Annotated in this window: 16 protein-coding genes; 11 read left to right on the forward strand and 5 right to left on the reverse strand. The window is 59.7% G+C overall.

Features of this window, described 5'->3' with window-relative positions; all coding sequences use genetic code 11:
* Positions 1 to 94: 94 nt before the first annotated feature.
* From QK293_RS25095 to QK293_RS25125, 7 genes are read left to right on the forward strand one after another with little or no spacing between them, the layout of a single operon-like run.
* Complete coding sequence (locus tag QK293_RS25095) at positions 95 to 1,852, forward strand: carbamoyltransferase (protein WP_008146248.1); 1,758 nt, start codon at positions 95 to 97, stop codon at positions 1,850 to 1,852.
* Positions 1,836 to 2,966: a glycosyltransferase gene (locus QK293_RS25100; protein ID WP_282382415.1), complete on the forward strand. Its 1,131-nt coding sequence runs from the start codon at positions 1,836 to 1,838 to the stop codon at positions 2,964 to 2,966. The genes QK293_RS25095 and QK293_RS25100 overlap by 17 nt, the downstream gene beginning before the upstream one ends.
* On the forward strand, positions 2,966 to 3,862 hold the full coding sequence (locus QK293_RS25105) for an antimicrobial resistance protein Mig-14 (RefSeq protein ID WP_282382416.1): 897 nt from the start codon (positions 2,966 to 2,968) through the stop codon (positions 3,860 to 3,862). Before QK293_RS25100 ends, QK293_RS25105 begins: the two co-directional genes overlap by 1 nt.
* 8 nt (positions 3,863 to 3,870) lie before the next feature.
* Positions 3,871 to 5,301: a PIG-L family deacetylase gene (locus tag QK293_RS25110; RefSeq protein WP_282382429.1), complete on the forward strand. Its 1,431-nt coding sequence runs from the start codon at positions 3,871 to 3,873 to the stop codon at positions 5,299 to 5,301.
* Positions 5,298 to 6,254, forward strand: a complete 957-nt coding sequence (locus QK293_RS25115) for a glycosyltransferase (protein WP_282382417.1) — start codon at positions 5,298 to 5,300, stop codon at positions 6,252 to 6,254. Before QK293_RS25110 ends, QK293_RS25115 begins: the two co-directional genes overlap by 4 nt.
* Positions 6,255 to 6,293: 39 nt before the next feature.
* Positions 6,294 to 7,061 (forward strand): glycosyltransferase family 2 protein, encoded by a 768-nt coding sequence (locus tag QK293_RS25120; RefSeq protein WP_282382418.1) that lies wholly within the window; start codon positions 6,294 to 6,296, stop codon positions 7,059 to 7,061.
* A 4-nt stretch (positions 7,062 to 7,065) separates the two neighbouring features.
* A complete protein-coding gene (locus QK293_RS25125; protein ID WP_282382419.1) occupies positions 7,066 to 8,217 on the forward strand; it encodes an O-antigen ligase domain-containing protein in 1,152 nt (383 codons plus the stop codon).
* A gap of 41 nt (positions 8,218 to 8,258) precedes the next feature.
* Here the strand turns inward: QK293_RS25125 and QK293_RS25130 are convergent, their stop codons facing one another.
* Complete coding sequence (locus tag QK293_RS25130; RefSeq protein ID WP_282382420.1) at positions 8,259 to 8,900, reverse strand: toluene tolerance protein; 642 nt, start codon at positions 8,898 to 8,900, stop codon at positions 8,259 to 8,261.
* 115 nt (positions 8,901 to 9,015) lie between these two features.
* Here QK293_RS25130 and msbA point away from each other — a divergent pair, with 115 nt between their 5' ends.
* Positions 9,016 to 10,818 (forward strand): lipid A export permease/ATP-binding protein MsbA, encoded by a 1,803-nt coding sequence (gene msbA / locus QK293_RS25135; protein ID WP_282382421.1) that lies wholly within the window; start codon positions 9,016 to 9,018, stop codon positions 10,816 to 10,818.
* A 232-nt stretch (positions 10,819 to 11,050) separates the two neighbouring features.
* Entirely contained in the window at positions 11,051 to 12,475 is a 1,425-nt protein-coding gene (gene hldE / locus QK293_RS25140) for a bifunctional D-glycero-beta-D-manno-heptose-7-phosphate kinase/D-glycero-beta-D-manno-heptose 1-phosphate adenylyltransferase HldE (protein WP_282382422.1), read from the forward strand.
* A gap of 44 nt (positions 12,476 to 12,519) precedes the next feature.
* Here hldE and QK293_RS25145 read toward each other — a convergent pair whose 3' ends face one another.
* From QK293_RS25145 to QK293_RS25160, 4 genes are all read right to left on the reverse strand, one after another.
* Complete coding sequence (locus QK293_RS25145) at positions 12,520 to 13,488, reverse strand: metal ABC transporter ATPase (RefSeq protein ID WP_282382423.1); 969 nt, start codon at positions 13,486 to 13,488, stop codon at positions 12,520 to 12,522.
* 32 nt (positions 13,489 to 13,520) lie between these two features.
* Positions 13,521 to 14,333, reverse strand: a complete 813-nt coding sequence (locus tag QK293_RS25150) for an aldo/keto reductase (protein ID WP_282382424.1) — start codon at positions 14,331 to 14,333, stop codon at positions 13,521 to 13,523.
* On the reverse strand, positions 14,330 to 15,505 hold the full coding sequence (locus QK293_RS25155; RefSeq protein ID WP_282382425.1) for an FAD-dependent oxidoreductase: 1,176 nt from the start codon (positions 15,503 to 15,505) through the stop codon (positions 14,330 to 14,332). Before QK293_RS25155 ends, QK293_RS25150 begins: the two co-directional genes overlap by 4 nt.
* Positions 15,506 to 15,695: 190 nt before the next feature.
* Positions 15,696 to 16,028 carry a multidrug efflux SMR transporter gene (locus QK293_RS25160; RefSeq protein ID WP_008004867.1) on the reverse strand — a complete coding sequence of 111 codons (333 nt, stop codon included), beginning with the start codon at positions 16,026 to 16,028 and terminating at the stop codon, positions 15,696 to 15,698.
* A 103-nt stretch (positions 16,029 to 16,131) separates the two neighbouring features.
* Here QK293_RS25160 and QK293_RS25165 point away from each other — a divergent pair, with 103 nt between their 5' ends.
* Complete coding sequence (locus QK293_RS25165; RefSeq protein WP_282382426.1) at positions 16,132 to 17,052, forward strand: LysR family transcriptional regulator; 921 nt, start codon at positions 16,132 to 16,134, stop codon at positions 17,050 to 17,052.
* Entirely contained in the window at positions 17,045 to 18,322 is a 1,278-nt protein-coding gene (gene waaA / locus QK293_RS25170; protein WP_282382427.1) for a lipid IV(A) 3-deoxy-D-manno-octulosonic acid transferase, read from the forward strand. Before QK293_RS25165 ends, waaA begins: the two co-directional genes overlap by 8 nt.
* Positions 18,323 to 18,610: the final 288 nt, after the last annotated feature.

The following is an 18,610-nucleotide window of genomic DNA, read 5'->3' on the forward strand; positions in this document are numbered from 1 at the left end:
ATCCCGCCCTTTAGCTGCCACTCGCCCTTTGCGAGGGCACATTAATCTTTGAGGCGCCTTGCGCCTGCATGCAGACTGAAGAGGCTAGACCCCTGTGGCATTGACGATTCTTGGCCTGTCCGGCGCCCTTAGCCATGATCCTTCCGCAGCGTTGTACATCGACGGCAAGCTGGTCGCGGCGGCTGAGGAAGAGCGCTTTGTGCGCGATAAACATGCAAAGAACCGCATGCCTTACGAGTCGGCGAAGTTCTGCCTCGAGCAGGCTGGCATCAAGCCGTCCGACGTTGATGTGGTAGCGATTCCATTCGCACCAATCAGCCTGTTCGGCAAGGCTCGCTGGCATTACGCCAAGCGTTACTGGTACGCCCCGGACCGCGCGCTTGACGCGATCCTGATGGGTAACCGTCGCTACAAGCGCTATCGCAACAAGATTGTCTGGTGCCTCGAGCAATTGGGTTTCGATCCGAAGAAAATCAAGATCGAACCGGTCGAGCATCACCTGGCTCACGCCTCCAGCGCTTATCACTGCTCCGGTTTCAAAGAGAAAACCGCGATCCTCGGGATCGACGGCAAGGGTGAGTACGCCACGACCTTTTTCGGTTACGGCGAAAACGGCAAGATCCACAAGATCAAGGAGTTTTTCGATCCGGATTCCCTCGGCGGCCTGTACGGCGCGATCACCGAGTTCCTCGGTTTTGAGATGCTCGACGGTGAGTTCAAGGTCATGGGCATGGCGCCGTATGGTGATGCCAGCAAATACGATTTCTCGCGTCTGGCTTCGTTCGAGAACGGCGAGCTGGTGATCAACACCGACTACGCCAACGTCATCGGCTTGCGTCGTTATAAAGAGAAAGGCAAAGGCTTCTATTTCTCGCCGAAGCTGATCGAGTGGCTGGGTCCGAAGCGCGAAGGCGACATCGCCGACGAGCCGTACATCCACTACGCCGCGAGCATGCAAGCGTTGTTCGAAAAGATCTCGCTGCAGATGATCGACCACTATCTGGGCGACGTACTCAAGGAAACCGGCAAACTGGCCTTCGCCGGTGGCTGTGCGTTGAACGTCAAACTGAACCAGAAAATCATCGCCCGCGACGACGTCAAAGAGTTGTTCGTGCAGCCGGCGTCCGGCGATGCCGGTACTGCGGTCGGTGCTGCGGCTTACGTGTCCCACGCCCGTGGTGTACCCGTCGAGAAGATGGAACACGTCTACCTCGGCCCGTCCTACACCAACGAAGACGTGCTCGCTGCGTGTGCCCGTCACCCGAGCAAGCCTGTATGGCGCAAGCTCGAGAACATGCCGGAAAACATTGCCAAAATCATGGTCGACGGCAACCCGGTGGCCTGGTTCCAGGGTCGCATGGAGTTCGGTCCGCGCGCCTTGGGTGGTCGTTCGATCATCGGTTGCCCGAGCGCCACCGGCGTGGCTGACCGGATCAACCATCAGATCAAGTTCCGCGAGCGCTGGAGGCCTTTCTGCCCGTCGATGCTCGACACCGTTGCACCGCAGATGATCAAGATTGATCATCCGGCGCCGTTCATGACCTTCACCTTTGAAGTGGCTGAAGAGTGGAAGACCCGCGTGCCGGAAGTCGTCCACGAAGACGGCACGTCGCGGGCCCAGGTGCTCAAGCGCGAATACAACCCGCGCTACTACGACATGATGAAGGCGCTGGAAGTGCTGACCGGTAACGGCGTGTCGCTGAACACCTCGCTCAACCGTCGTGGCGAACCGATGATCTGCTCGCCGACGGATGCCCTGAACATGTTCTTCGGTTCCGATCTACAGTATCTGATCATGGAAGACATCCTGGTGGTCAAAGAGGGCGCGGACGCATATGACACGCTCGGCTGAACGCCATGTGCTGCAGTTCTGTCACGGCTATGACGGGCCGTTTCTGGACTGCGCCCGGCAGTACGCCAGCCTGTTCGCGGGGACCGGTTATCGTGTGACCACGGTGTTTCTGACCGGGGCCGCAGACAGTGAGGTCGCCGCGGGCTGTGCTTCCGATGAAGTGTTGTTCATGGAATACAGCTCCAAGGCCATTCGTGGCCTGAAGCTGGGCGCCATCGGCGATCTGCGCAAGATCGCCGCCTCGCGCAATTTCAGTCTTTGCATCGCTCACCGATTCAAACCTATCTATATCGCCTTGCTCGGTACCTCGTTGCCGGTGATTGGCGTGCATCACGCGTTTGGCGATTACCAGCGCGGCACCCGCAAACTGTTCGCGAATATTTTCCGCAAACGCCTGAGCCTGCTCGGGGTTTCCGATGCGGTGCGCGACGACATGCGTCATTGCCTGCCGAAGTGGCCGGCGGCGCGGATTCAAACACTCTATAACCGGATTGATGTGCAAACCTTGCAGGACAGCCAGGTGTCAGTTCGCGAAGCTCGGGAAACCCTGGGCCTGGCGATGGATGCCTGGGTTGTTGGCAACGTCGGAAGGCTGCATCCGGACAAGGATCAGGCCACGCTGCTGCACGGTTTTGCTGCGGCGTTGCCGGGTTTGCCTGCCAACAGTCAACTGGTGATTCTCGGTGCCGGTCGACTGGAGCAGGACCTCAAGGCCCTGGCCCGTGAGCTGGGTATCGGCGACCGCGTGCTGTTCCTCGGTCAGGTACCTGAGGCTCGGCGTTATTTCCGTGCCTTCGATGTGTTTGCGTTGAGCTCCGATCATGAACCGTTCGGCATGGTGCTGCTGGAAGCCATGGCTGCCGGCGTGCCGTTGCTCGCCACGGCGTGCGGTGGGGCGAAGGAAGTGGTTGAGGGCGTCGGTATTCTGTTCCCGCTGGGCGATGCCGAGCACTTGGCTCAAGGGCTGCAACATCTGGCCGCGATGGACGAGCAGCAACGTCACCAGTGTGTCGAGCTGATGCTTGATCGCTTGCGTGAGCGCTTCTCCGACCGCACGGTGCGCGATGCTTTCTGGCGTTTGCCGCACGTTACCGAACTGGCACCGAGGGGCTGATGCTCAACCGATTTCAAGGCTGGCGCGAACGTGGCTGGGCGGTAGTCGACGCCTCGGCATATGCCGAGGCCTGGCAACGTTATGGCGGCAGCGTCGCCACTCATCCCATGGTGGTCGACCGGCTGGCGCAGTTGGCCGACATCCCTGTGCGCTACCTGGCCTGGGAGCAAAACGGTGAAGTCAAAGCTGCAATCCCGACCTGGGGGCGCGACCTTGCCTTGTCCAAGGATGTACTCAAGCGCTGTGGTAAAAAAGGCCTGTTCGACCTCGGTAATGCCGAGTTCATCCTGCCGGCCGCTGCCGATGCACAAGCGCCGCTGCGTCATCGCGCACGCTACTTGTCGGTGCTGAATGAAGGCCGCTTCACCGGCATCAAATTGCAGGCCGAGCAACTGGCGATGGCCCGCACTCCCGAAGAACTGTCGAAGAAGTTTCGCTACAACCAGCGCCGTGAATTGCGATTGCTGGAAGAGGCGGGCGGAGTGGTTCGGCCGGTCGCCGAATTTTCCAGCAGTGAACTGGCAGCGATCTATTGCGACCTGTTCCAGCGCCGCTGGGGCTTCTCGGCGACGGGGGCCGAGCGCATGGCTGAGGTCATCGAATTGCTGCGTGACTTGCTGATCGGCTCGGTGATTTTTCTCAACGATGCGCCGATAGCGATTCAACTGGTCTACCGTGTCGAGACGCCACAGTGGATCAGCGTCGAGTACATCAATGGCGGCGTCGATCCCGAAACCCGCGAATTCAGTCCTGGCAGCGTGCTGAGTTTTCTCAATACGCAAAGCGCTTGGGAGCATGCCCGGGCGTTGGGCAAACCCTTGCGCTTTTCTTTCGGTCGCGCTGACCGTGAATACAAGGATCGTTGGTGCAATCCTGTGCCGGTGTTCACCGTATGAGCCAGCCCATGAACCGCAAACAGCAATTGCTCAAGCGTCATCGGCGCATCAAGCGCATCGGTCTGCTCATCGCGTTGGCGCTATTGATTGCCATCGGCGTACTGGTGACCTGGTGGCTGCCGTTGGTGCTCGCGGTTCTGGGCTGGATTGCCCACGAGGCATGGTTCGCCGACCATTTGTTTTATTCGCCCAAAGACGATTACCAGTACAGCTTTCCACCGTACACCCAACAACCCAAGGTCCACCTTGATGGTGAGCGTTTGCGCCTGGACGACGGCGTCATGCTGGTCGACGACGCCACTCTGGTTTTGGCGCTGCGGATAAAAAGCACCTGGCTGGGACGCTTTATCGATCCAGTGGTCGAGTTGTCGGGGGGGGATAACCCGGACCGACAAACCTTTGAGCGTGGTGTGAACGGCTTGCGTTACCTCAACCTCAGTGGTCAGGCGCACGTTCTGTCGCAAGGTGAGTTACGTCTGCGCGGGCGTTTCTGCCGATTGCTCGGTGAACCGGTGCTCTGGGCGTTCGAGCATGCGGATTACAGCCGTCAGCGGGTGATGGTGATCGCGCCCCATGCCGACGATGCCGAGCTGGCCGCATTCGGGTTGTACAGCAGCGCCAATCAAAGCTGGATCGTGACCATGACCGCCGGTGAAATCGAGGCCGAGCACTATCAGCAGATGGGGCTCAACGGCGTCGAAGCGTCACGGCTGAAAGGCTCGCTTCGAGCCTGGGACAGTCTCAGCGTGCCGTTGTGGGGCGGCGTACCTCAGGAACGCTGCATTCAGTTGGGGTATTTCTGCCTGCAATTGCCCGCCATGCAAAGCGCGCCGACCGAGGCCGTGGTGTCCCGTGAGGCACAACTTGGCGATACTCGGTATTTTCGACGGTTCAATCCGTTTGCCCTGGGCAGTGACGTCGATGGCATACCGTCCTGGAACAATCTTCTGGCCGACCTGAGCGAGTTGATCGAGCGTGTCCAGCCCCAGGTCATTGTCTTGCCACATCCGCGTTTCGACCCGCACCCAGACCATCTATGCTCACAGCAGGCGGTGATGCAGGCACTGAGCGGGACAGCCTGGCAGCCCGAAACCTTGTTGCATTACGCCAATCATTTGCATGACAACGATCGCTGGCCAATGGGTGATGCCAGTACTGGCGTGACACTGCCGCCACAGATCAATAGTCATGAACCGTTGCGGCCTTGGGCACTCTGCCTGTCGTCCGAAAAACAGTGGCACAAGGCTATGTCGTTGGGCATGATGCACGACCTTCAGCCCCGACTTCCCCTCAAGCGTCTACTTCGCCGGGCGATACAACGTTGTCTGGCGGCCCGACACTGGCCGGCTTTCGGCGAAAACGAGTTCTTCCGTAAAGCGGTGCGACGCCACGAATTATTCTGGGTCCAAGAGCTGTCTGGAAAGAGAGAGACCAATTGAAAGTTCTGTTTCTGGTGCAGAAAGAGCAGCGAGCGATCCTCGATCGACTGTATGACGGTATCGCCGAGCACTGCGACTGCGACAAGCGCGAGCTGACCAGCGCGGAGCAGGACGACTTGCAGGGCTACTTTCGCAAGCATGTCGATGTGAGCCGCTATGACAGGATTGTTTTCTTCCTGCGCTTCAAAAAAGAAATCAGACAGGTGAGGTTCATACAAACCCTGCCCAATCTGGTTATTCTGGAGCACGATGCGTACCAGAATTACATCCCGTGCAAGTACACGGGCAAGTTCAGCGACCATTACCGCAAGCTGCCTTGGGTGCGGGTAATCAGCTCGGGTTTCATGGTCAGCCAGCGCTTGCGTGATGAAGGGTTTGACGCGCATTTCGTGCCCAAGGGCTACGATCAGGCGCTGTTGCAAAACTGCCAGCGTGAACGTGATATCGAGCTGGGTTTCGTCGGCAGTCTCAACAGCGTGGCGTATGCCGGACGCAAGGCCATGCTCGAGTCCGTGGCCGAAGTGGAGAACCTGCTGATCACGCGCACCAAGTCGGGTGAAGAATACTGCGAGACGTTGAGCCGGATCCGTTACTTCGTGAGTGCCGACGTTGGCATGGGCGAATACATGATCAAGAATTTCGAAGCCATGGCCTGTGGTTGTGTGCTGTTTGCTTACGATCAAGGGGAAGCAGAGAATCGCGCGCTGGGGTTTGTCGATCTGCACAACATCGTGCTCTATCGAACCCGCGACGAACTCAGGGAAAAACTGGCGGTGTTACGCGAGTCCCCACAGCTGACCGAGGCCATTTCATTGGCCGGACAGGCTCTGGTAGAGCAGCGTTACACGTTCCGGGCTGTAGGGCATTCGATTGTCGACGCCCTGCGTGCGCCGCTGCGCGAGCATGTCCCGCTGGGCTGGAAAGAAAAATTACGCTTGTCGCTGGGGCTGTAAAGCCGGGCGATTAAACAACCAATGGTGCGGTGTAAACAAATGCTGTTCAGCGAGACTAGCGACATTTCGGTAGTAATTACTAGTTGCGGTCGCTTCGATCTGTTGAAGCGAACCCTCGAGACGTTTGACCGGTTCAACACGGCTCCCATCCGTAAAGTGTTCATCACCGAGGACTCCGGCGACAGCGCCGTAGAGGCCTGTATTCCGGAGCACTGGAGGGCACATACCCAGTTCTTCATCAACAACCCACGCCTGGGTCAGTTGCGGTCCATCGATGCCGCCTATGCCCAGGTGCAGACGTCGTGGATTTTCCACTGCGAAGACGACTGGGACTTCTACCGTGAAGGGTTTATCGAAGAATCCCAATGCCTGCTGGAGGAAGATCCACAGGCGCTGCAAGTGTGGTTGCGCAGCTTCAATCATGACCTGATGGTTCACAGCCCTTACGTGTTCCTGAACGAGCGCAAAGTCAGCCGTGGCATTCCTTTCTACGTACTGGGCTCGCAAAAGGCCGAGTGGCAAGGTTTTTCCTTTAATCCAGGGCTGCGCCGTCGTGCGGATTACCTGACGCATGCGCCGTATTCCGCATTTTCCGGGGAGAAAGACCTGTCGCGTCTGTATGCTGGCGAAAACCGCTATGCGTTGATTCTGGAAAACGACGCGGTATTGCACACCGGCTTCGGAGAGCATGTGGTGGTTCCGAAGGAGCGAGTGAGCAAATTACGGCGTAAACGTATCGATCGGCTGAAGCTGATCGCAGCTCTTATTTTGGGTCTTGCAATAGGTTGGGTGCTGCATGGAATTTAGCGGCATGAAGCCAGGAAAGATCACCATGGCCTCTTATTTCGGAGCGGCGCTCTGCCTGTTTCTTTTGAGCTTTGTGGTGGGCTGGTCGTCGAAGTGGACCAACAACCTGTTCTACGTCCTTATGGTATTGCCGGGCCTGGTGTTCCTGATCAAGGAGCGCGGTGCTGGCTTGCTCAAGGAGCCGCTGGCGTGGGGTTGGCTGGCGTTCATTCTGTGGTTTCTGGTGCCTGCGACGATTGCAGGGCAGATGCAGTTCTACAAACACGTCTTCTATGTACTGATGTTCGTCATGGTGGTCGGCGCCCTCACCGATCCGAAATTTTTCCGCAGCTCAGCGTTTATTCGCGCTCAGTTCTGGATCCTGACGTTGTACATATTCAGCAGCGCGCTCTACGGTTGGGCAACCGGTGAATTCGCCGTTGGCGGCCGGGTGGCGCTGCTTCCGGCACGCTTGGAGAACGTCATCTACGCCAGCATTTGGCTGTTCTGTGCGTTGGCGCTGGCGCTGCCTATCTGGTTCAAGGAACGAAAGTATATCGAAGGTGGCCTGGCCATCGTCTTGTCGGTGTTTGCGGTAGCCTTCGTCATGCAGACGCGCACTGCGTTTGTGGGGGCTGTGTTCCTGTTCGGCGTCTGGTTGCTTTACGGCATTTACCACAAGCCGCGGCTGGTTGGCAGTGCGGTGGCAATCGGCGCGGTTGTTTTAGGCCTGCTGTTCTTGGTGGTGCACAACGAAGCCTGGTACCAGTCCCTCTGGAATCGAGGCGATTCGTACCGCATCGAAATCTTTCAGATCATGGTCGGCGAGTGGCGCAACTGCGGCTGGGTACTGGGCTGCGGCATCGGCTTCCACACCCCCCAGGTACTCGATGGCTGGATGCCGATTCAGCATCCGCACAACATTTTCGTAGCGCTGGGGCTGTACAGCGGCGGGGTTTCGCTGATGTTGTTCGTTGCGCTGATGGCAGTATCCCTTTGGCAGGCTTGGCGTCTGCGCGACGTGTGGGGTATGTACCTGGCGTGTGCACTGGTGATGCTGAACTTCGATGGCAGTTTGCTGATCGGTAACCCTGACGAGTTGTGGCCTCTGGTGCTGCTGCCCGCTGCGATGATCCTCTCTCGTGTGCTGAAGGCGCGGCAACCCGCGCTGGCGTAATGCCTGGCCTTCGTCTCCTCCTGGAGGCTAAGGCGCTCAGATCATTTTTGCAGGGCGACGCTCAGCTCCTCCGGGGAGCAGATGCTCTGGGTCTGGCCATAATGGTGCATGAAGACTTCGCCGCGACCGTCAAGCAACCATTGCCGGTCTTGCGGGTAACGCACCATATGCTTGAAATTGCGCAGCCGCAGGGTCTTGCGCAACGGACGGCGATACACCCGCATGTCGGCAATGTCGATCAGGCCCAACTGATGCTCGGGTGTGAGCACGATGTTGCCCAGGTGCGCCGAGCGGAAGTAAATCCCCCGCTCATGCAAAGTGGCCATGAAGACCCCCAATTGACCGCGCAACGGATCGGCATCGCCCTGGGTATCCAGTAGCTGGCGCAGGGTCTGGCCCGGTAGTGGATCGTAGTGCACGGCATCACGCTCGATACTCGGGATGCGGTAAACCTGACGAATCGACGGGCAGGGGATGTGCCGTTCACGCAACGCATCGCAGTTGTCGGCAAAGCGTTTGGCGTACGGATACCATGCGGCCGATGTCAGCAGGCGCTTGCGGCGAAACAGTTTGAGTATTGAACCGTCCGTCAACCGCAGAACCTTGTCCCCCGAACCATCCGCTTCAAGGACTTGTGCTCCCTCGCGCAGGGCGAGATATCGGGTGTGATCAAGCGCTTGCATCAATACTCCGGGTTGGGCGCCGTGAGGCATGGATAGCCGGCCATGTTACCGCAGGTCAGCGACTAAAATGGCCTGTGTTACACTCGCGGGCTCTTTTCTCATACAACGGGTTCTCATGACCAGCCCTGATTCGCCTGCGCCGTCGAGCTTGAAGATTTACCTGCGCCTGCTGTCGTATGTGCGTCCGTACTGGGGCATGTTTGCCATCAGTATTGTCGGCTTTGTGATTTTTGCCTCGACGCAGCCCATGCTCGCCGGGATTCTCAAATATTTCGTTGATGGCCTGAGCAACCCTGAAGCGGTGCTCTTCCCTACAGTTCCGTATCTGCAAGACCTGCAGTTGCTGATGGCTGTGCCGCTGCTGATCATCCTGATCGCCGCCTGGCAAGGCCTGGGGTCTTTCCTGGGTAACTACTACCTGGCGAAGGTTTCGTTGGGGCTGGTCCACGACTTGCGTGTCGAACTGTTCAACAAGTTGCTGGTATTGCCCAACCGTTATTTTGACACCCATAACTCCGGGCACCTGATTTCGCGCATCACCTTCAACGTGACCATGGTCACCGGTGCGGCCACGGACGCCATCAAAGTGGTCATTCGTGAAGGCCTGACCGTGGTGTTCCTGTTCGCTTATCTGTTGTGGATGAACTGGAAGCTGACCCTGGTGATGCTGGCGATCCTGCCAATCATCGCGATCATGGTGAGCAGCACCAGCAAAAAATTCCGCAAGCAGAGCAAGAAAATCCAGGTGGCGATGGGCGATGTGACTCACGTGGCCTCCGAGACCATCCAGGGTTATCGCGTGGTGCGCAGCTTCGGCGGCGAGAGCTATGAAGAGCGTCGTTTCACCGAAGCCAGTCAGGGCAACACCGACAAGCAATTGCGCATGACCAAGACCGGTGCGGTCTACACGCCCATGTTGCAATTGGTGATCTACACCGCCATGGCGGTGTTGATGTTCCTGGTGCTGCTCCTGCGCGGTGATGCCACCGCCGGTGACCTGGTGGCCTACATCACCGCGGCGGGCCTGTTGCCCAAGCCGATTCGACAGTTGTCGGAAGTCAGCTCCACGATCCAGAAGGGCGTCGCCGGTGCCGAGAGCATTTTCGAGCAACTGGACGTCGAGCCAGAGATTGACAAGGGTACCGTCGAGCGCGATCGCGTCACCGGCCACCTGGACGTGCGCAACCTGAGCTTCACCTATCCGGGGACCGAGCGTGAGGTGCTGAAGAACATCAGCTTCACGGCGGCACCGGGGCAAATGATCGCCCTGGTCGGTCGTTCGGGTAGCGGCAAGTCGACCCTGGCCAGTCTGATTCCGCGTTTCTATCACCACGAAACCGGCGAAATCATGCTCGATGACGTGGAAATCGAAGATTATCGTCTGCGCAATCTGCGTCGGCACGTGGCGCAGGTGACACAGCATGTGACGCTGTTCAACGACACCATCGCCAACAACATCGCTTACGGTGACCTCGCCGGCGCACCACGTGCCGACATCGAAAAGGCCGCCACGGATGCTTACGCGATGGACTTCATCTCGGAGATGCCGCAGGGCCTGGACACCCAGGTCGGGGAAAATGGCGTGTTGCTGTCCGGCGGCCAGCGTCAGCGCCTGGCGATTGCCCGGGCCTTGTTGAAGAACGCACCGTTGCTGATTCTCGACGAGGCAACGTCGGCGCTCGATACCGAGTCCGAGCGGCATATTCAGGCTGCACTGGATCAAGTCATGAAAGGTCGCACCACGCTGGTGATTGCTCACCGGTTGTCGACCATCGAGAAGGCCGACCTGATCCTGGTCATGGACCATGGTGAAATCGTCGAGCGCGGCACCCATGCTCAATTGCTCGCGCAAAATGGCTACTACTCGCGTCTGCATGCGATGGGCCTGGACGAACCGGTCACCGCCGGAATCGCCTGACCCGACGAGAGGGTGAGCTTAACTCATCCTCTCTCGCTGACTGCTTACTGCTGAATGTGAAATTGACACCTAGGCGCTGGAATTGACGGACGCTTGTCGTCGATTGTCGGATTTTCTGATCAATAAATGAGCAGAAAACCCTGCTGAATCATCCCATTGCAGCCGTCGCACGAGCCCGCGCCAACCCTGTGTTAATATCGCGCCCCTGTTCATTCTGTATGTGGGTTGCTCCATGAAGTTGTCCATGCCGCGATTCGATCAAGCCCCTGTCTTGGTGGTCGGCGATGTCATGCTCGACCGTTACTGGCATGGTGGTACCTCACGGATTTCCCCTGAGGCGCCGGTACCGGTAGTCAAGGTCGAGCAAATCGAGGACCGCCCCGGCGGTGCCGCCAACGTTGCGTTGAACATTGCCGCCCTCGGCGCACCGGCCTCGCTGGTCGGCGTGACCGGCGACGATGAAGCTGCCGACAGCTTGGCCAATAGCCTCAAAGGCGCTGGCGTACGGGCGTTGTTCCAGCGCATCGCGCACCAGCCGACCATCGTCAAGCTGCGGGTCATGAGCCGTCACCAGCAACTGCTGCGTATTGACTTCGAAGAACCCTTCGCCACCGACGCCCTGGCGCTGGGTGAGCAAGTCGACGAATTGCTCGAAGGCATCAAGGTGCTGGTGCTGTCCGACTACGGCAAAGGCGCGCTGAAAAACCATCAGGCGCTGATCCAGGCGGCCCGTGCCCGTGGCATTCCGGTGCTGGCCGACCCTAAGGGCAAGGATTTCTCGATCTACCGTGGGGCGAGCGTGATCACGCCGAATCTCAGTGAGTTCGAAACCATCGTCGGCGGCTGCGCCGATGAGCATGAGCTGGTGAGCAAGGGCGCGCAGCTGATGCACGACCTCGACCTCGGCGCATTGCTGGTGACCCGCGGCGAACACGGCATGACTCTGCTGCGTCCGGACCATCCGGCACTGCACCTGCCGGCCCGTGCCCGTGAAGTGTTCGATGTGACCGGTGCCGGCGACACGGTCATTTCCACCCTGGCGGCCGCTATTGCCGCTGGCGAAGAACTGCCCCACGCGGTGGCCCTGGCCAACCTGGCGGCGGGCATTGTGGTCGGCAAGCTCGGTACCGCGGCCATCAGCGCGCCGGAACTGCGTCGCGCTATCCAGCGTGAGGAAGGTTCGGAGCGCGGTGTGCTTGGCCTTGAGCAGCTGTTGCTGGCGGTCGATGATGCGCGTGCGCATAAAGAGAAGATCGTCTTCACCAACGGCTGCTTCGACATTTTGCACGCCGGCCACGTGACCTACCTCGAGCAGGCACGAGCTCAGGGCGATCGCTTGATCGTTGCGGTCAACGACGATGCGTCGGTCAGCCGACTGAAAGGCCCGGGTCGTCCGATCAACAGCGTCGACCGTCGCATGGCCGTACTGGCCGGTCTGGGTGCCGTGGATTGGGTGATCAGTTTCGCTGAAGCCACCCCGGAAAACCTGCTGCGCGAGGTCAAGCCGGATGTGCTGGTCAAGGGGGGGGACTACGGGATCGAGCAAGTGGTCGGCGCGGACATTGTGACCGCTTACGGCGGAACGGTGAAAGTGCTGGGGCTGGTGGAAAACAGCTCGACCACAGCGATTGTCGAGAAGATCCGCAAATCCGAGTGACGTTTAAAAAATCGCAGCCTGCCGAAGGCTGCGATTTTTTGCTTTCAAGAGCTGACTTTTTTACGCGGCACGATCTTCTTCAGCAGTTGCTTCGCCTTCCCACGCAACCGGGCTAATCCGGAATCCTTTCCCGGTGGGCTCAAGCCCTGTTGCCGCACCCAATCCTTCCAGCGAATCCGCTCGTCCCGCACCAGCCAGCCTTCCTGCTGGGCAAAACTCTCTGCCAGGTACAACCCGCGAGTACTCGCCGGGTACAGCTGATCCTTTTTCAAGGTATAGAGTTCAGCCATCGGTTGGCCGTCCTGCAGTGGCATTAAATACAGATCGGGGCGTTTGCGATCGAGGCGGGCCACCAGTTGATCGCCTTCCAATCGCTCGTCGACATGAAACAAACTCAAGGATTTGGCTTCCTTGGGCACGTCCAGGCGCAAGTCATAGATCAATTGCAGCGAGGCCGTCGGCAAATGCACGTAAGCCCGCGGGCGTTCGATCAACTGCATCTTGGCGCAACGCACTGGCCGCGCCGAACCAGACAGCGGCGTCAGGCGAAACGGCAAAGCCTCGCGATAATGCAGCGCGGACGAGTAGGGCGCCGGCAGCCAAGTGTCGTTGAAGCGCCCGCCGAGCCAGCCTTCCGGCGTTTCCAACAAGCACTCTTCGGCAATCTCCTGGATCGCCGTGTGCAGCGGCAGGTTCAGCTCATGGGCTGGCACGTAACCGGAGATCAGCTTGAGCACCACATCGCCACGATCCTGCCGACGCTGACGGACCAGCACCCAGTAGTCGCGATTTTGCCAATGCAGGGTCAGGCGCACCGAGACCCCAAGATTGGCCAGCTCAAGGGAAAACCGCTCGGTGTCTGTCACCGTCACCGGGCGGCGACGTTGCAGGGTCTGGGAGAAGTTCAGCGGCATCCCGACGCTTTGATAACTCAGGCCTTCGGGAGTCGCTTCGACGAATAACGGCAGGGTCTTGAAGTTGCTCGGGTTCTTTCTTATGAGCGTACGCGGCATGTCGGCTCCTGCTTAAGGCCGCGTGGGCGGCATCAGTTTCTACGTAGGACCTGGGCAACGGTCGCGACGTTATGGGCGAGGTGCAGCGGATTGATGGTCCCGACAATAGCACTGGCAACACCCGGATGTTCAAACAACAACTCGAAGCTGGCGCGAACAGGGTCCACGCCCGGACTCAGGCAGACGTGGCCGCTGGCGAGGGCTTTTTTGACCAGAATGGCTTTGCCGTGAGCAGCAGCATAGTCAATGACCGGCTTCTCGTTCTGTTCGTTGAGATTGTAGGTGACCATGGCGCAATCACCTTGTTCCAGAGCCTTCAAACCGCCTTCGACGGTTTTGCCGGAAAAACCGAAGCCACGAATCTTGCCCTCGCTCTTCAGCGCCGCGAGGGTCGCATAGACTTCGCTGTCGTTGAGGATCGCCAGGTCGTTGCCGTCGGAGTGCACCAGCACCAGGTCGATACAATCCGTTTCCAAGCGTTGCAGGCTGCGTTCCACCGACAATCGCGTGTGGGCGGCGCTGAAATCGTGACTCGACTGGCCGTCGGCAAACTCTTCGCCGACCTTGCTGACGATCACCCAATCCTGACGCTGCCCACGCAGCAACGGGCCGAGGCGCTCTTCGCTGCGGCCATAAGCCGGGGCGGTGTCGATCAGGTTAATACCCAGGTCGCGCGCGAGTTTGAGCAGCATGCGCGCTTCGTCGTCATCGGGAATCTGGAAACCGTTGGGGTATTTCACGCCTTGGTCACGGCCGAGCTTCACGGTGCCCAGGCCCAGTGGCGAAACCAGCAGGCCGGTGCTGCCCAGCGGGCGATGCAGATCGTGCAGGGTCGGTTGGCTCATGGCAGCAGTTGCTCCCAGGCAGGGACGCCCATCGGCGGTTTTGGCAGGTCGGGCAGCGGTGCCGAGTGGCTTGGCTGTATGCCGTCGCGCTGCAAGGAGGCGATGACCCGGTCGGCGAAGTCCGGCGCGAGGGCCAGTTTGGTCGGCCAACCGACCAGCAACCGGCCCTCTTCGGCAAGAAACGCGTTGTCGGGGCGAGTCAGGCCCGATTGTAGCGGCTCGGCGCGATCCACTCGCAAGGTCGCCCATTGCGCGGTGCTCAGGTCGATCCATGGCAGTAACTGGCCGAGTTCTTTCTGCGCCGTGGCGATTTGTGCCGCGGGTTCACGATCGACACCTTCTGCTTCGGCGATATCGCCGCCCAGGTACCAGACCCACTGGCCATCGGCGGCCGGATGGGTGGTGACGGTAATGCGCGGTTTAGTGCCGCCGCCCAGGCAGTGGGCGTACAGCGGTTTGAGGCCCGGGCCTTTGGCGATGATCATGTGCAGCGGCCGGCGTTGCATGGCGGGCTGTCTCAGCCCCAGCGTTTCGAGCAACGCCGCCGTACCGGCACCGGCACTCAAGACGATGCGCTGGGCGCGAATCTCGCGCTCGTCGACTTTGAGGCCGACCAGCACGCCACCTTCCCGCAACGGTTCGATTTTCTGGCCAGCGAGCAAACCATCACCCGCCAGATCGGCGAGGCGTTGAATCAGGCTCGGCACGTCGATTACCAGTTCCGCCAGACGATAGACCTTGCCCTTGAAGCGCTTGTCTTGCAGAGCCGGTGGCAGTTGCTCACCCTTGACCTGATCAACGCGGCCGCGCACCGCTTTGCTGGCGAAGAAACTGGTGAGGTTGCCGGCGATCGTACCGGGGGACCAGAGGTAATGGGCTTCGGACAACAGGCGCACACCGGTCAGGTCCAGCTCGCCGTCACCGGCCAGGGCTTCACGCCAGCGGCGAGGCATGTCGGCGATGGCTTCCGATGCACCGGTCAGGGCGCCATGCAACGCGTACTTGGCGCCGCCGTGGATGATGCCCTGGGACTTCACGCTTTGCCCGCCGCCGAGGCTGGCGCTTTCCACCAACACGGTCGAAAAACCCTGGCGACGCAGGCGCGCATTCAGCCAGAGGCCGGCAACACCAGCGCCGACAATCAGAACGTCGGTGGAAATAACGGATGGCATGCAGCGACCTCAGTGTTCAAGACGAGGGCGCAGTATACAGATTCATGCCGAACGCTATGTAGCAGCTGCCGAAGGCTGCGTCCGGCTGCGTAGCAGTCGTAAACCTGACGACGCGATTCTTCAGATGGATTGAAGGCGAGGACTTCGTCCTCGAACGCAGCCTTCGGCAGCTGCTACATAAAAGCGTGCATCAGTGGCCGGCGGTTTTGGAGAAGAGCTGAATCACTACGACGCCCAATACGATGAGCGCCATCCCCAGCATTGCCGGCACATCCAGCTTCTGCCCGTAGATAAACAGCGCCGCCACACTGACCATCACGATTCCCATGCCGGCCCACACTGCGTAAGCGACGCCCACCGGAACGCTGCGCACCACCAGCGTAAGCATCCAGAAGGCGATGCCGTAGCCGACGATGACCAACAACAGTGGCAGTGGGGTGCTGAAGCCTTTGACCGCTTTCATCGAAACGGTGGCGATCACTTCGGCGCAGATGGCGATGGCCAGGTAGTAGTAAGCGGTCATAGGTGCATCCTCGTGTGAAGTGTTGCTTTCTGAGGTCGGCATTCTATAGATTCTCCAGATGCGGTAAAGTCATTACCTATCTGTTCTGAAGATGGGTTGAGCCATGAATATGCAATGGAATCTGGAGCAGCTGCGGCTATTTGTCAGCGTAGCGGAGCAGCGTTCGTTTTCTGCGGTGGCGCGGGATCAGCGCAAGGCGCAGTCGGCGGTCAGCAGTTCGATTGCGCTGCTCGAAGAGGACCTGGGCGTCAGCCTGTTCGATCGTAGCAGCGGCCGCCAGCCGAAACTCACCGAGGCTGGTAACGCGTTGCTGGACGAGGCGCGGGAAGTGCTGCGCCAATGCGAACGCCTTAACGGTCGGGCGCTGGCAATGATGCGCGGCCAGGAGGCGCGTTTGCGTGTGGCTCAGGATGAGGCGATGCCCTATCAACCGATTATCGAAAGCTTCGAAGCCCTGGCTCAGCAATTTCCCAGCCTTGAAGTGCAACTGACCAGCGCCGCCCAGGGCGATGTTGCGCGCAAACTGGTGGAACGTCGGGCCGATCTGGGGCTGCTGTTTTATCACGACCAGATTCCTGAAGCGCTCGAGCGGCGGGTATTGGGCAGCGTCGAAATGGTCACAGTGTGCGGCGTCGGCCATCCACTGGCGGAACAGGCTCACGTCGATTGCCAGCAGCTGGCGCAGCATCGTCAGTTGCTGATGTCCACACAGTCCAGTGTCTATCCCGGAAGCGAGCCCGCCAGCCCGCAAGTCTGGCGGGCCGACAGTTTTTACGTGATGGCTGAATGGCTGGTGCGCGGCCTCGGCTGGGCCTGGCTGCCGCGCCACGTGGTGCAGTATCCGGCGTATCAGGATTTGATGGTCGAACTGGTCAGCGAATGGACCCCGCCAGCGCTGGTGGTGGAGCTGGTCTGGCGTCGCGATGAGCCTCTGGGTCCGGCGGCTCGTTGGTTGGCGGAACGTTTTGCCGTGCACCTGCAGGCGATCGGCGAAAAAACCGATAAACTCCGCCGCCATGAATAGAACTCTCTACACCGCGCTGTTTTACCTGGGGCTGCCATTGGTAGCGATTCGGCTTTGGCTGCGGTCGCGCAAGGCGCCGGCGTACGCCAAACGCATTGGCGAACGTTTCTCCCTTGGACTGCCGGTGATGAAGCCCGGCGGTATCTGGGTGCACGCAGTGTCGGTGGGTGAAAGCATTGCCGCGGCGCCGATGATTCGCGCCTTGCTGCAACGTTATCCACAGTTGCCCATTACCGTGACCTGCATGACCCCGACCGGGTCCGAGCGAATCCAGGCGTTGTTCGCCAACGAGCCGCGCATCCAGCACTGCTATTTGCCTTACGACTTGCCGTGCGCTGCGGCGCGATTCCTTGATCGGATCCAGCCGAAACTGGCAGTGATCATGGAGACCGAGCTCTGGCCGAACCATATCCATCAATGCGCCAAGCGCGGGATTCCCGTGGCACTGGCCAATGCGCGGCTGTCCGAACGTTCGGCCAAGGGCTATGGCCGCTTCGGCAAACTGACTCAACCGATGCTCGCCGAGATGAGCCTGTTCGCGGTGCAGACCGAGACCGAGGCCCAGCGCTTCCGCGATTTGGGTGCGCGGTCGCAAACCGTGGAAGTGACCGGCTCGATCAAATTCGACCTGACCATCGACCCGGCACTGCTCCAGCGTGCCGCCGAGTTGCGGGCGCAATGGCAGGCCCAGGAGCGTCCGGTGTGGATCGCTGCGAGTACCCACGAAGGCGAAGACGAGGTGGTGCTGGCGGCTCATCGCCAGTTGCTGGCCAATCATCCCGATGCGTTGCTGATTCTGGTACCGCGTCATCCGGAGCGATTCAATTCGGTGTTCGAGTTGTGTCAGCAGCAGCGTTTCGCCTCGGTGCGTCGGTCCACTGGCGACCCTGTCACCGCGCAGACTTCGGTGCTGGTGGGCGACACCATGGGTGAGTTGCTGTTTCTGTATGCCTTGGCTGACAGCGCTTTTGTGGGCGGCAGTCTGGTGCCGAACGGCGGGCATAACCTGCTGGAACCGGCTGCTCTGGCCAAACCGGTGTTGAGCGGGCCGCACCTGTTTAACTTCCTCGAAATCGCCGCGCAGTTGCGCAGTGCCGGGGCGTTGCAGGAAGTAGAGGATGCCGAAGGTCTGGCGCTGGCGGTGCAGCGGCTGTTCGAGTTGCCACGGGATGCGCAGCGGATGGCGGAGGCGGGGCTGAACGTGATGCGCAGCAATCAGGGGGCTTTGCAGCGGTTGCTGGATGGGTTGGACAGGTTGATTCAGCGCTAACCTGTAGGCGCACGCGGTGCGGCGATGCGACTTGCCGGCGATGGCGATCTTGAAGGCGCCATCGCGGGTATCGTTTTCGCCACCCCTCTATTCATTGACGTAACGGCTTGCAAAGCGGAAAGGTCTGACCCTATTCAAAGACCCTTCCTACATTAATCTTTTTCCCCCGTTGATAACGTGCCCGCCAATTTCGCGTGCACAGACCATGGACGGTTTGGACCTCGCGCTTCATTTCCTCTCTGCTTAAGGATAAGCGTATGTTCGGGTCGGCCAATACGGCGCACTTCG

It is taken from the genome of Pseudomonas sp. AL03 (assembly GCF_029960815.1).
Classification (GTDB): Bacteria; Pseudomonadota; Gammaproteobacteria; order Pseudomonadales; family Pseudomonadaceae; genus Aquipseudomonas.

Excerpts from the sequence above, each read along its gene's own strand:
- waaA (WP_282382427.1), top strand. The coding sequence starts at position 17,045 with ATGAATAGAACTCTCTACACCGCGCTGTTTTACCTGGGGCTGCCATTG.
- QK293_RS25120 (WP_282382418.1), top strand. The coding sequence starts at position 6,294 with ATGCTGTTCAGCGAGACTAGCGACATTTCGGTAGTAATTACTAGTTGC.
- QK293_RS25145 (WP_282382423.1), bottom strand. The coding sequence starts at position 13,488 with ATGCCGCGTACGCTCATAAGAAAGAACCCGAGCAACTTCAAGACCCTG.
- hldE (WP_282382422.1), top strand. The coding sequence starts at position 11,051 with ATGAAGTTGTCCATGCCGCGATTCGATCAAGCCCCTGTCTTGGTGGTC.
- QK293_RS25130 (WP_282382420.1), bottom strand. The coding sequence starts at position 8,900 with ATGCAAGCGCTTGATCACACCCGATATCTCGCCCTGCGCGAGGGAGCA.
- QK293_RS25125 (WP_282382419.1), top strand. The coding sequence starts at position 7,066 with ATGAAGCCAGGAAAGATCACCATGGCCTCTTATTTCGGAGCGGCGCTC.
- QK293_RS25160 (WP_008004867.1), bottom strand. The coding sequence starts at position 16,028 with ATGACCGCTTACTACTACCTGGCCATCGCCATCTGCGCCGAAGTGATC.
- msbA (WP_282382421.1), top strand. The coding sequence starts at position 9,016 with ATGACCAGCCCTGATTCGCCTGCGCCGTCGAGCTTGAAGATTTACCTG.
- QK293_RS25100 (WP_282382415.1), top strand. The coding sequence starts at position 1,836 with ATGACACGCTCGGCTGAACGCCATGTGCTGCAGTTCTGTCACGGCTAT.
- QK293_RS25110 (WP_282382429.1), top strand. The coding sequence starts at position 3,871 with ATGAACCGCAAACAGCAATTGCTCAAGCGTCATCGGCGCATCAAGCGC.
- QK293_RS25165 (WP_282382426.1), top strand. The coding sequence starts at position 16,132 with ATGAATATGCAATGGAATCTGGAGCAGCTGCGGCTATTTGTCAGCGTA.
- QK293_RS25105 (WP_282382416.1), top strand. The coding sequence starts at position 2,966 with ATGCTCAACCGATTTCAAGGCTGGCGCGAACGTGGCTGGGCGGTAGTC.
- QK293_RS25155 (WP_282382425.1), bottom strand. The coding sequence starts at position 15,505 with ATGCCATCCGTTATTTCCACCGACGTTCTGATTGTCGGCGCTGGTGTT.
- QK293_RS25150 (WP_282382424.1), bottom strand. The coding sequence starts at position 14,333 with ATGAGCCAACCGACCCTGCACGATCTGCATCGCCCGCTGGGCAGCACC.